At 70.2% G+C, this 12,879-nt stretch carries 10 protein-coding genes; 6 read left to right on the plus strand and 4 right to left on the minus strand.

Features of this window, described 5'->3' with window-relative positions; all coding sequences use genetic code 11:
* Positions 1 to 245: 245 nt before the first annotated feature.
* Both ACIQ5Y_RS32215 and ACIQ5Y_RS32220 read right to left on the minus strand, forming a co-directional pair.
* On the minus strand, positions 246 to 971 hold the full coding sequence (locus ACIQ5Y_RS32215) for a GNAT family N-acetyltransferase (protein WP_403888447.1): 726 nt from the start codon (positions 969 to 971) through the stop codon (positions 246 to 248).
* A gap of 222 nt (positions 972 to 1,193) precedes the next feature.
* Entirely contained in the window at positions 1,194 to 1,976 is a 783-nt protein-coding gene (locus tag ACIQ5Y_RS32220) for a TetR/AcrR family transcriptional regulator (protein ID WP_403888449.1), read from the minus strand.
* A 188-nt stretch (positions 1,977 to 2,164) separates the two neighbouring features.
* Between ACIQ5Y_RS32220 and ACIQ5Y_RS32225 the strand changes: the two genes are divergently transcribed.
* The 6 genes from ACIQ5Y_RS32225 (at position 2,165) to tpg (ending at position 9,688) form a co-directional block, all read left to right on the plus strand.
* Entirely contained in the window at positions 2,165 to 3,373 is a 1,209-nt protein-coding gene (locus tag ACIQ5Y_RS32225; RefSeq protein WP_403888452.1) for an FAD-dependent monooxygenase, read from the plus strand.
* A gap of 142 nt (positions 3,374 to 3,515) precedes the next feature.
* Positions 3,516 to 4,169 (plus strand): ScbR family autoregulator-binding transcription factor, encoded by a 654-nt coding sequence (locus tag ACIQ5Y_RS32230; protein ID WP_403888455.1) that lies wholly within the window; start codon positions 3,516 to 3,518, stop codon positions 4,167 to 4,169.
* Between the two features lie 229 nt (positions 4,170 to 4,398).
* Positions 4,399 to 5,655: a ParA family protein gene (locus ACIQ5Y_RS32235; protein WP_403888457.1), complete on the plus strand. Its 1,257-nt coding sequence runs from the start codon at positions 4,399 to 4,401 to the stop codon at positions 5,653 to 5,655.
* Positions 5,652 to 6,569 (plus strand): ParB/RepB/Spo0J family partition protein, encoded by a 918-nt coding sequence (locus ACIQ5Y_RS32240; RefSeq protein WP_403888460.1) that lies wholly within the window; start codon positions 5,652 to 5,654, stop codon positions 6,567 to 6,569. Before ACIQ5Y_RS32235 ends, ACIQ5Y_RS32240 begins: the two co-directional genes overlap by 4 nt.
* A 137-nt stretch (positions 6,570 to 6,706) precedes the next feature.
* On the plus strand, positions 6,707 to 9,127 hold the full coding sequence (gene tap, locus ACIQ5Y_RS32245; protein ID WP_403888462.1) for a telomere-associated protein Tap: 2,421 nt from the start codon (positions 6,707 to 6,709) through the stop codon (positions 9,125 to 9,127).
* A 6-nt stretch (positions 9,128 to 9,133) separates the two neighbouring features.
* Positions 9,134 to 9,688 (plus strand): telomere-protecting terminal protein Tpg, encoded by a 555-nt coding sequence (tpg, locus tag ACIQ5Y_RS32250; protein WP_403888465.1) that lies wholly within the window; start codon positions 9,134 to 9,136, stop codon positions 9,686 to 9,688.
* Positions 9,689 to 9,807: 119 nt separating this feature from the next.
* Here tpg and ACIQ5Y_RS32255 read toward each other — a convergent pair whose 3' ends face one another.
* A complete protein-coding gene (locus tag ACIQ5Y_RS32255; RefSeq protein WP_329392004.1) occupies positions 9,808 to 10,281 on the minus strand; it encodes a MarR family transcriptional regulator in 474 nt (157 codons plus the stop codon).
* Positions 10,278 to 11,045 (minus strand): hypothetical protein, encoded by a 768-nt coding sequence (locus ACIQ5Y_RS32260; protein ID WP_403888468.1) that lies wholly within the window; start codon positions 11,043 to 11,045, stop codon positions 10,278 to 10,280. Before ACIQ5Y_RS32260 ends, ACIQ5Y_RS32255 begins: the two co-directional genes overlap by 4 nt.
* Positions 11,046 to 12,879 lie beyond the last annotated feature (1,834 nt).

The following is a 12,879-nucleotide window of genomic DNA, read 5'->3' on the forward strand; positions in this document are numbered from 1 at the left end:
GAGGTCTGGGACGGACGCCCAAACCACCTCCAGCCCCGCCGGCGTTTGAGGCGCAGGGTCTGGGACGGAAGCCCCAACCACCTCCAGCCCCGCCGGCGTTTGAGGCGCAGGGTCTGGGACGGAAGCCCCAACCACCTCCAGCCCCGCTGGCGTTTGAGGCGCGGGGTCTGGGGCGGAGCCCCGGGAAACGGAGAAAGGGCGGGGCGGGGACCAGCTCCGCGCAGCGGCCCACCCGAGACGACCCCTCAAGCGATCTCGATGCTGAGCTGGGAGCCCAACTCCTCGAAGCCCAGCCCGGCCGCAACCACCCGCGAGGCGGTACGACGCGCACGCCACTGCGGCAACAGCCCGGCCCCGAGGGCATGAGCGACCGCCGCCGACCCCGTCACCCGGGCCAGTCCTCGTCCTCGCGCTTCCGGAGCCGTCAGTACGCCGATGTGAGCCGTCCGCCTCGGCCAGGCGCGATATCCCGCAGCGGCGACCACCTCGCCGTGCTCACGAACCACGAACGCGGGCGACGTGATCTCGTCGAGGGCAGCCTCACCGGCGTCCTCGTGCCCAGCCACCCGCTCCAGGCTCCGCATGTCCGGGTGAGCAGCCGGAATTCGCTCCACGCTCAACGCACCGGCTTCCACCGGCCGGAAGCCCGATGGGGAGACATACGAAAGCGCCGCGGGCCCGAGCACACGAGCCACCGGAAGGGCCTTCCGGACCAAGCCGCCATCCGTGACGGCCTCCAACGGCAGTCTCCCCAGCGCGTCACGAACCATCACGGCGGCACGGTCGCTCGGCGCGGTGACGATCGCGGATCCCCCCAGAGCCACCACTCCGACCCAGCCAACCGGGCACAACTCGGACCGGGGAGAGACCACCACGCTCACACCACCTGCCGGGGCGAACGACACCGGCACCCGGGCCAGCCCTTCCCACAGCGCGCGAGCTCGACCCACCAAAGAAGGATCCATCGACATGGCCCGATCCTGCCATCCGAGCCAAGTCGCCTCACCCGAGTAATCGACCCGAGCCGTTGCTCCTCGATCTCGGAGACCGCGGCAACACACGGCATACACGAGGCCGAGCCACGCCGAGCCACGCCGAGCTGCGCTGTGACGTGTAGGCCCGCTCAGCCACCGGCTCGGCGAACACCCTCCTCGCAGTCAGCGGTCTTAACGGCGTTAACGCCGTTAACGCCGTTAAGACCGCCCCCCACCCACCCGCCGCGCGACGAGCAACCCGAGCCCGTCCAAGATCCGCTCAAGCCCGAACTCCAATGCCCCGTCATGCCCCCCGTGCTCCGCCACCGAGGCCAACGCGGCCCCGAGCGCCGGAAACTCCTCCCCCCTCACCCGCATGACCTCCCCCAGCATCACCGCAAGCTGCGCATCGGGCCCCGCGCCTCCACCCGCCGGTCCCCCCGCCGCCCGCTCCTGCTCCGCGATCCCCCGCACATGCCCGGCGACCAGCACCACCGCATCCATCGCCTCGGCCCCGCTCAACCCGCACCCGTCCAACGCGGACAGCGCCCGCTCCATCCACCCCAACTCCCGCGGCCCCATCACCCGCACCCCGACCGTCGCCTCCAGCAGCCACGGATGCCCCCGGAACCCCGCGTACAACTCGCGCGCCCACTCCCCCAGCCGCTCGCGCCACGCACCCTCCGCCACCGGAACCGCCGACACCGGCACCGACACCGGCACCGGCACGGGCACGGGCACGGGCAGCGCCCCCTCCACCATCAGCGCGACCAGCTCGGCCTTCCCCGGCACGTACCGGTACAGCGCCATCTTCGTGACCCCCAACTCGCCGGCCACCCGCTGCATCGACACCGCGCCCAGCCCCTCCGCGTCGGCGATCCCGATCCCCGTCAGCGCGATCGCGTCCAGCGTGAGCCCCCGCTTCGGCCCCCGCGCGGGCTTGGCCGACGGCTCCGGCCCCCACAACAACCGCACGGCCGCACCCCACTGCTCATCCGCCATCGGACCAATCCCCTTGCCTTCGCACGAAAACTGCGTCTACCGTACACACAAACACATCAGTATCCGCCGGACGCAATTAACGGCGTTAACGCCGTTAACGCCGACCCACCACCGGCCCCCGTAAACGGAAGTGGCGTCAACGCCGTTAACGCCGTTAACGGCGGCGCCCCCGAAGGAGCCCATGCCCCATGCCTCCCACACCCCGCACCGTCCTCATCTCCGGCGCCGGCATCGCCGGCCCCGCCCTGGCCCACTGGCTCGCCCGGCACCGCTTCCGTCCCACCGTCGTCGAAATCGCCCCCGCCCTCCGCCCCGGCGGCCAGGCCGTGGACTTCCGCGGCGAAACCCATCTGTCCGTCCTCCACCGCATGGGCGTCCTCGACGACCTCCGTCGCGTCCGGACCACCGGCTCCCCCATGACCTTCGTCGACGCCCACGACAGACCCCTCCTCCACCTCCCCACGGAGTTCGCCGGCGGGGACATCGAGGTCCTGCGCGGCGACCTCTCCCGCGTCCTGTACGAGTCCTCCCTCCCCTCCACCGAGTACCTCTTCGACGACACGGTCACCTCCCTCACCGAGTCCGCCACCGGCGTGGACGTCACCTTCCGCCACGCCCCACCCCGCACCTTCGACCTCGTCGTCGGCGCCGACGGCATCCACTCCCACATCCGCCGCCTCGCCTTCGTCCCGGAAGCCGACCACGTCACCCACCTCGGCCACTACGCCGCCGGCTGGAGCCTCCCCAACCGCCTGAACCTCCGCCCCGGCACGGGATCCTTCGGCCACAACGCCCCCGGCCGCCTCGCCACCGTCGGCGCCGACCACACCGACCCCACCCGCGCCCGCGCCTTCTTCGTCTTCGCCTCCCCGGAACTCGCGTACGACCGCCAGGACACCGAGGCCCAGAAGCAGCTCCTCCGGCAGGCGTTCACCGGTCTCCCCTGGCACGTGGACCGCCTCCTCGACTCCCTCAACTCCGCCGACGACCTCTACTTCGACTCCATCAGCCGAGTCGACGTACCCACCTGGTCGTCCGGCCGGATCGCCCTCCTCGGCGACGCGGCCTGCGGCGCGACCATCGGCGGCATGGGCACCGGCACCGCGATCGTGGCCGCGTACGTCCTGGCGGGCGAGCTCTCCCGCTCCCCCGAGGACCACCGCGGCGCCTTCGCCCGCTACGAATCCCTCCTGCGCCCCCACGCCCAGGGCTGCCAGAAGAACGGAGCGCGTACGGGCTCCTTCCTCGCCCCGGCGTCCAAGCTCGGCCTCGGCCTGCGCAACGGCCTGCTCAACCGACGCCACGTCCTCGACTGGATGCTGAAAGCCGGTGAGAACGCCTCCACACTCCCCCTCCCCCACTACACAACGCCCCTCGCTCCCACCCCCACCTCTTAACGGCGTTAACGCCGTTAACGCCGCCCCGAGCGCCAAAAAATACTGGTCGACTGGTTTTCTTCTCCGCAACCTGCCTACATTGACGCCGCACTCCGCAGCGATCACCGCACGGACGGCGCCAACGACCAGGGGGAACACGCACGTGGCGAGGGTCAGGCAGCAGCGGGCCGAGAACACCCGGCAGGCCATCCTGGACGGCGCGGCCGTCGCCTTCGACGCCGCCGGCTTCGGCGGCACCAGCCTCAGCGACGTCGTCAAGCACGCCGGAGTCACCAAGGGCGCCCTGTACTTCCACTTCTCGTCCAAGGAAGCCCTCGCCCGCACCCTGATCGACGAGCAGTTCCAGATCTCCTCCGGCGTCCCCGCCCTCGATGCACCCGGCCTGCAGACCGTCATCGACCTGACCCACCGGATGGCGTCCGGGCTGCGCGGCAACGTCCGCGTCCGCGCCGCCATCCGCCTCGTCATCGAGTTCGGTTCCTTCACCGACCCGGACCCGTCCCCGTACAACACCTGGATCGACACCTGCCGCACCTGCCTGACGCCGGCCCAGGCACGCGGCGACGTCATGCCGTCGTTGGACGTCCACGACGTCGCGACCTTCCTCGTCGGATCCTTCACCGGCATCCAGGTCACCTCGCACGTCCGCACCCACCGCGAGGACCTGCACGCCCGGATCACCGACCTGTGGGACTTCCTCCTCCCGGGCATCGTGCCCGCGAGCCGCATCTCCCACTTCGACTCGGCCGGCTCGCCCGAGTGCCGGGCCGAGCTCGGGCCCGCGCCCTCCGCCTGACGGCGCGTTCAGGGCGGCCCCGCACACTCCGTGGTGAACCACGGGGGTGCTCGCCACGGCGTGTGCGGGGCCGCCCTGAACCGTTAACGGCGTTAACGCCGTTAACGCCCTCGCGCGCACTCGCGCCCCCTCCCCCACTCCCCTCCCCCACCCCCCTCCCACCCACTTCGTTAGCAAAACTCAAGCGTGGCGCCCACGAACACCCCTGAACGTTAGTAAAGTCCCTCTCATGACTTCGCCCTCGTCTCAGAGCGACCGAGAGAAGGTCGTCTCCAAGCTCCCCCCGTGGCTGCGCCAGGAGTTGAAAATCCGCACCGCCCAACTGCGGGTGGACATCCAGGACGCCGTCCACCAGGGCATCGCCCACTGGAGCGCGCTCGCCTCGGCCCCTTCCCCCGTCGACACCTCCGGCGCCGAATCGTTCTCCACCTGGCTGCCCGCCGGCCAGTGGGAGTCCTTCCGCGCCGACTCCAAGGACCGGGGCGTCTCCCTCATCCAGGGACTCGCCCAGGCCGTCCACCTCTGGCTGGAGCTGAACCCGGCTCCCACGGTCAAGCGCCCCTCCGTGGTCCGCCGCATCATCGTGTGCAACCAGAAGGGCGGAGTCGGCAAGACCGCCATCACCGCGGGTACCGCCGAGGCCCTCGCCGAGGACCCGTCGACCCTCCACCCGGTCCGCGTCGCCCGCCAACTGGCCCGCTTCTCGTCCCCCGAGGACGAACCCCACACGGACCCGGGCACCGCCCTGGACCTGGAGGACCTCCCCGGTCTGGGCATGCGCGTCCTGCTGATCGACTTCGACCCGCAGGGCCACCTCACCAAGCAGCTCGGCCGGCAGCCGCTGCCCATCGGCGGCGACAGCCTCACCTGCCACATGGCCGGCGAGGCCAAGGGCCCCCTCAAGGACCTCGTCGTGCCCATCGAGCACGACCGGTTCGGGGACCGCCTCCACCTCCTCCCCGCCTGCACGGACGCCTTCCTCCTCGACGTCCGCCTCTCCACGGTCCGCGCCCGCGAAGCCGCCCTGGAACGGGCCCTCACCCCGGTCGAGTCCGACTACGACGTCATCCTGGTCGACTGCCCGCCGAGCCTCGGCCTCAGCATGGACGCCGCCATCTACTACGGCCGCCGCCGCGACACCGAGCAGCCCGGCGCCTCCGGCGCGCTGATCGTCGTACAGGCGGAGGACTCGTCCGCCGACGCGTACGACCTCCTCACCTCCCAGATCAACGACCTCCGCGACGACCTCAGCCTGGACATCGACTACCTGGGCCTCGTGGTCAACCTCTACGACGGCCGCCGCGGCTACATCGCGACCTCCTCCCTCCAGGCGTGGATGGACATAAAGGATCCGCGCGTCGTCGCCGTCGTACCCGACCTCAAGGAACAGCGCGAAGCAGTCCGCGTGAAGCAGCCCCTCTTCGTCTACGCCCCCAAGGGCGACCAAGCGGTCGCCCTCCGCGCCCTGGCCCGGGAGATCTCATGAGCAGCAAGGCCGACAAGCTCGCCGTCTCGGCGTCCTTCGCCCGCGCCCAGCCCGTCAGCGTCAGCTCCCGCCGCGCGGCCATCGCCGAGGCCACGGGCGCCCCCACCTCCGGAGTGGTCCCCCCGTCCGAGGTCCCCATCGAGGCCCTCGCGCACAACCCGTTCAACCTCCGCGAGGACCTCACGGAACTCGACGAACTGGCCGCGTCCCTCATCGCCCGAGGACAGCTCCAGCCCCTCGCGGTCGCCACCCGCATGGCCTTCATGGAGGCCCACCCGGGCGCCACCGACGGCCTGGGCCGTGCCCCGTACGTCGTGATCGACGGCAACCGCCGACTGGCGGCGGCCCACCTGGCCGGCCTCAAGACGATGCACATCCACGTGAACGACGCCCTCTCGGCGTCCTCCTCGGACATCCTCGAATCGGCTCTGATCGCCAACATCCACCGGGTCGACGTGGCCCCCATGGACCAGGCCCGCGCCCTCCAGGAACTCGTCGACGTCCACGGCTCCCAGGCCCAGGTCGCCAAGCGGCTCGGCAAGACGGGTGCCTGGGTCTCCCAGCGCCTGGCGCTCCTCAACCTGACCCCGGAACTCCAGGACAAGGTCGAGTCCGGCGAGCTCAAGGTCGAACCGGCCCGTCGCATCGGCCGCCTCCCCCAGGAGGCCCAGGAGGCGGCGGCGGACGAAACCCTCAACGCCGTCAATCCGCCCCGCCAGCGCACCCAACCCGTCAACACCGTTAACGCCGTTAACGCCACCCCGACCCCCGCCCCCGCCCCCGCCCCCGCCGCCGCCTCGCCCCGCATCACCATCTCCACGAACTCCCCGGAGACGATCGCGGACGCCCTCACCGCGCACCTCACCCCGGACGACCTCAAGGCCGTCACGGAGCTCCTCATGCTGCGAATCTGAACCGGGCATCCGAGCCACCCACACGCCGGGGGCATTAACGCCGTTAACGCCGTCACCGTTAACGCCGTTAACGCCCCCACGTGCGTTTCATGTGCGTTTTACGGTGCGTTTCACATAGGCTGCCTGCGGAGGTACCGATGCCCAACGAACAAGAGAGCCTCTTCGCAGCGGTCGACGCCCTGCTGGAAGAAGCAGCCGCCAAGGACGCGCTCCCGCACCCGGACGAGCGCAAGCGCCTCCGCGAAGCCGCCGGCCTGAGCCAGGACCAGATCGCGAAGGCCCTCTCCGTCCGCCGCGAAACGGTCACCTCCTGGGAGATCGGCCGTACGGCCCCCCGCCCCCCGAAGCGCGCCGCCTACGCCCGCCTCCTCGAAGGCCTGGCCACCCTCCACCCCGTTAACGCCGTTAACGCCCCCACCCCGGCCGACACCCCCCAGCCCGATGCAGCCCCCGGCCTGCCCACCCCCTCGCACACGGCCACGCCCGAGGCCGAGCCCGCCGAGCCCACCCCCACCGTTAACGCCGTTAACGCCCCCGAGCCCGAGGCTGAACCCAGCCGGCCCACCCCTGAGCAATCTCCCGAGGCCGAGGCGGAACCCGACCAACCCGCCGCAACCGTTAACGCCGTTAACGCCCCCGCCCCCGGCCCCGAGGTGGAACCCGACCGACCCACCTCCGGCAGCACCGCCATGCCGGAAGCCGAGGCCCACCACCCCGCACCCATCGTTAACGGCGTTAACGCCGCCCCCGGCCCCGGGAGCTGGCCGGCCTCCGTCCACACGGCCGACCCCGCCCGTCCCGCACCCGCCACAGCCCCCAAGCCGGGCGAGCAGCCTCACCGGGGGTCCGGGGCGCAACCCCGGTCCCGGGAAGCCACGGCCAGGGGGACCCTGGAAGGCAACGGCCCCCTGGCCGTCCTGGACGGCACCGGCCACGCCTACGCCGCCTCCGGCCTCATCCTCGACCACCCCACCACCAACCTCCCCGACCTCGTCACCTGGGCCCTCACCGAGGCGAACCTCCGCTCCCCCCGCCTCCACCGCAACGGCCGCGACGGCGACCCCCTCCTCGTCCTCACCGCCGGCGCCGTGGAACGGCTCGGCCTCCCCCCGACGCTGGAAGACCGCCGCGCCCTCCGCCTCCCGGACAACCACCCCACCCTCCGCCTGCTCGCCAAGAGCAAATGGCAGCTGACCCGCCGCGGCTTCGGCCCCTGGCCCCGCATCTACCGCCCGGCCACCCCCACCACCGGCCGCCAGTGCGTACAGCTCGCGATCCTCCCCTGGGGCGCCCTCGACCCCCGCGCCTGGGGCGAGGCCACCGCCACCCTCCCCGCCCCGGAACTCGCCGAGCTCCTCACCACCTACGCCGCCCGCGTCCTCACCCCCCGCGGCTCCACCGCCGTCACCGGCCTCGAACTCATGACGGCCCTGCGCCCGCCCACCCGCGCCGCGCGCGACGAAGCCACGAACACCTGGGTGTCGGCGCCGGTCCCCGGTTCCCTCACCCGGCCCGTCGACCCCGCTCCCCCGGAGGCCCCGGACGAGCACCCGGTGATCGCCTCCCTCTACCCCCGCTCCCACCAGCGCACCCCGGACCAGGTCCTCGACGAGGAGGCCTACGACTGGATCCGCGACCCGGAGCTCCTCACCGACGCCGAATGCGCCCGCACCCACGCCGTCGGCATCGACGTGAACATGGCCTTCGCCGCAGCGGCCAACCGCCTCCCGGTCGGCCTCGGCCCCGCAACCCACACCACCGCCCCGCGCTTCGACCCCAAGACCCCCGGCTGCTGGCTCGCGGACCTCTCCACCCTGTCCCTCGACCCCCGCCTCCCCAGCCCCTTCACGCCCCACGGCAGGCCCCCGACCGGCCCCGCCTGGTACGCCACCCCGACCCTCGCCTACGCGCAGGAGCTCGGCCACGACGTCCATCCCACCGAAGCCTGGATCCGCGAAGACCACGGCCCGTACCTGGACGCCTGGTACACCCGCCTCCGCGACGCCTACATGGCGACCATGGCAGACCTGGGCGTCACCCCGTCCCTCCCCGAGCCCGACTTCCTCACCGCGATGTCCACCCACAAGACGAACGACCCCACAACCGCAGCCGTCCTCTCCGCGATCAAATCAACGGTCAAGGGCGGCATCGGCAAGCTCCGCGAACGCCCCCAGGGCGCCGCCTACCGCCCCGGTGAGCCCTGGCCCGCCCTCGAACGTCCCACCTGGCGCCCCGACATCCGTGCCGCCGTCATCGCCACGGCCCGCGTCAACATGCACCGCAAGATGCGCAAGCTGGCCACCGCCGCCGACCTCTACCCCATCGCGGTCCTCTCGGACTGCGCGGTGTACCTCTCCGACGGCCCCAGCCCCCTCGACTTCCTCCCCCACACCCCCGAAGGCAAGCCCCTCCCCGGCGGTTTCCGCCTCGGCGTCAGCCCCGGCATGGTCAAGCACGAGGGCACCCAGCCCCTCCTCTGGGCCGTCCAGATGCTCGACGAACACCTCAACCCCGCCCGCCACATCAAGGGCCACGACGCAGCGGCAGACGGCGAGTAACGAAGAATGTCCGACATCTCCGACAGCCTGACCAGGGCCGACGAACAGCACTTCACCCGCCCCATCCCCAAATCCGCGGGCGCCCAGATGCGCTTTCTCCTCAAACAGCTCAAATCCACAAAAACAGTCGCCGCAACCCTCAACATCTCCCAACGCACCGTCGAGCGCTACGTCAAGAACGAGATCAAGCAGCCCAAACCGGCCCTCGCCGCCCGACTGGAGGCAGAAGTACGCCGCCGCTGGCAGCCCCTGGTCCGCAAGCGCGCCCGCGACAATGCGGCCCGCACCACGGGCCTGGTCATCGAGACCCGCGCCCGCTTCGGCTTCACCGCGGCCCCCGGCACCACCGACGACGGCCGCATGCGCCGCATCACCCAGCACCTCCCCCCGGAGTACGCGTCCCGGCTCTTCGCCGCCCAGGAGGCCGGCGCCACCGAGTCCCAACTCCGCCACATCGCGGCGGAAGGCCTCCAGGAGCTCTACTTCAAGGACAACGGCTCCCGTGCCACGAGCCTCCTGGTCGAGTTCACGGACATCGACTACGTCGACTTCGCGTTCTAACCCCGAACAACCCAACCCCGAAGCCCCCAGAGCCGCCACCAGACCCCCCAAAACCAAAAGGGTCCCGGGAATACCCCGGGACCCTCACAAGCCCTCACAGGCCCGTCCAGACGTCCGCATCACCCCACGGCGTGCAACGTCCTGCGTCGCTTCGACTCGGCAGCCTTCTTCGCGGCCGCCTGCGCGGCCCGCTTCTTCCGCTGCTCGGCCAGCTGGTCCTGATACTCCGCCACCGCCTGGTGGTAGCTGGCGACATACCCCCGCGCGTCGAGCCGCTCGTCGGGAGCCATCTCGTTGACGGCGGCGACGGCGTCCTCGAACGAGTTGTACCCGGCCAGCATCGGGTTGATCTGGTACACCCCGTTCCTGACCTTCCGCACCAGCTTCGCGAGCTCCAGGCTCCGCAGCGCGGCATTGACGCTCGGCCGGCTCAGCTCCAGCAGCCCACCCACGGTGGCCTGGTCGATGAGGATCCGCCCGCCCGGCTCGCTCAGCGAACGCAGCTTCAGCAGCACACGGTAGGCCGCAGGCGGGAGGTCGAGGTCGGAGAGAAGCCCGTCGGCGTTGACCGCAGCGAATCGCAAGGTGCTCACTGAGCTGTCCCTTCTTCCGTGCGCTTCGCTCGGCCAAGCCGACGCGCAGCGCGCTCTTTTGCCCGTTCGGCCCGCAGTTCCGCGATGGCCTGACGCATGTGATCCAGCGACGGGAAGCGCACCAGATCAGGCAGGCTCGTATCACTACGAATCTGCGAGATGGTGCTGTGCTGCTCCACCTTCACGAACTCACCCGTCATCTCCGTACCCGGGATGAACTCAGCCACCCGGTAACTGTAGGGCGGGTTGAACTGGTAGACACCCCGCCGCACCTTGAAGACGATCCCATGAGACATGACTGTGTGCAGCGCCTCTGACGTCTTTGTCCGGCTGACGTCCAGGATCGTAGCCATCTCCTCCTGCGTAAGAGGAATCCGGCCCCCCGCTCGTTGGCACGCGATGAGCAGCAGGATCAGCCTCAACGGCAAGGCTTCCCGGAAGTACTGCGCGATCACCAGGAAAAACTCGAGGCTGTCCATCGAAAACGCGTTTGGCTGACTTTGAGTCCCGTAGAACTCCAGCGGCTTGCGCTCTCCGTCCAGCGTGAGCTTCCGGCTGGGGTACCGCCGGGCCAGACTGTCCAGATCCTTGACCGGAGCCAGCGGCTGACTCCACGCCGAGATCGCGTCATCAACGGGGAGATCAGGACGCGGCGCACGCGACGGACTCGGCCGACTGCGCTGTGGCTCTGATGACACGAGGATGCTCTCCACTTCGTTGATCTGCAGCAGAGAGTATGTCAACAAGGGTGACACAAGTGTCACGCTCGTTGACGTTCGGCGTGTCTTATGTAACCCCACAGGTGACATATCTCAGCCACACCCTCCCGGCCGGCCCGCCCCCGCCGGACCCCCAACCAGTCCCCGCCCTCCAGCAGTTCAGGGACACATCTCCAGCAAAACGTCAGCCTCCCAGACGTTTTAGCCCAAAAAGCGTCAGTACCTTTGACGTTTTGCGCTCGATCTGTCCCCCTAGCAGCGACACATCCCCCGAGTTATGTCCCTCCTGAGGGGACATAACTTTCCCACCCCACCCCCTCTGACCTGCGGCAACGCATCTCCGTACCTTCTATAGGCCGTCTCCTGCCGCGCTGCGCGCACTGAACGCCGTCTCCAACGCTCCCGAAGTCACAACTTCCTGACGTTCCGGCACCCAGCATCGGGCCGCTCCAACACCCCGCCACCCTCACCGAAACTGACTGAATCCCATCTCTATCCGCTTCCCACTTTGAAGCACCCCCCGCCACCGTTAACGGCGTTAACGCTGTTAACTCCAAAACCCAGTTCCACAGGTCACCCCCACCAACCCACCCAGCCCACAACCACCCAAAAAACACCATGCAGCACCCCAGTTGGTAACCAATCGCCTCTACCCCCGCATAAAGGGCACCCAAGAGGTACAGAATTAGCCCGCCTGCAACGAGCCTCCGAACAGCCCCCAATCTCAGCGGGGCCAGCCTCTAGTACCCGGAGCAAACAAAGCCCATCCCAACCAAAGGCCGGCTTCCAGCCGCGAGCAGCCATCCACTGAGCACAGGGAAAGAGCTTCGCCAGCCCGAACCAAAACTGAGGACATCCCACCTCAGACGGGCTCTGGGCCTCAAAGCCCACCCCATCGGAGTCCCTCCCCCTAACCGAGTAAGACCAACTCCTCACTGGCCTTAGCCAAGAGAAAGACAGCCCGGCCGAAGGCTGGCCTCGCAGCACGAAACACCCCACCAAGCGCAGCGAGGTGAGTTCTCCTAAGCCAGAGCGAAACACTGGCCTCCCCAACCGAAGGCGGAACGAAGCGCCGGCCTCCTTTCCTAAAACCGGGCTCGGGGCCCAAAATGCTCCCCCCACCGAGCGAAGCAAGGCAGATCACTGTGGGCCAAAGCGAAGCCGAGGCCACCCCGACCAAAAGCCAGGACCCAAGTCGCAAAGCGACCCTCCCCCAAGCTCAGCGAGGGAGATTCCCTAGCCTGGAGCGAAGCGGAAGGCCCCCGCCAGGCGGGGTTCGGGCCGCGAAGCTGCTCTTCGCCGAGCGCAGCAAGGGGAGTTCCCTGAGCTGGAGCGAAGCGGAGGTCCCCCCGCCAAAGGCGGGGCTCGGGCCGCAGAGCGGCCCTCCCCCGAGCGCAGCGAGGGGGGTCCTTGGGCCAGAGCGCAGCGGAGGCCACCCCCCGCCAAAGGCGGGGGCTCGGGTCGCGAAGCGACCTTCCGCCGAGCGTAGCGAGGCGGGTCTCTCGGCCGGAGCGCAGCGGAGGCCACCCCGGCCGAAGGCCGGGGCTCGGGCCCCATAGTGGCCCTCCGCCGAGCGCAGCGAGGGGGGTCCTTAGGCCGGAGTGAAGCGGAGGCCCCCCCGCCGGAGGCGGGGGCTCGGGTCGCGAAGCGACCCTCCGCCGAGCGCAGCGACGAGGCGGAGTCCCTGGGCCGGAGCGAAGCGGAGGCCACCCCCCGCCGAAGGCGGGGGCTCGGGCCGCGAAGCGACCCTCCGCCGAGCGCAGCGAGGCGGAGTCCCTGGGCCGGAGCGAAGCGGAGGCCACCCCCCGCCGAAGGCGGGGGCTCGGGGCCGGGCGCCGCCCCCCCCCCCCCCCCCCGCGAGCGGGAGAGCCCCCCACAT

It is taken from the genome of Streptomyces sp. NPDC096339, assembly GCF_044762985.1.
GTDB lineage: Bacteria > Actinomycetota > Actinomycetes > Streptomycetales > Streptomycetaceae > Streptomyces.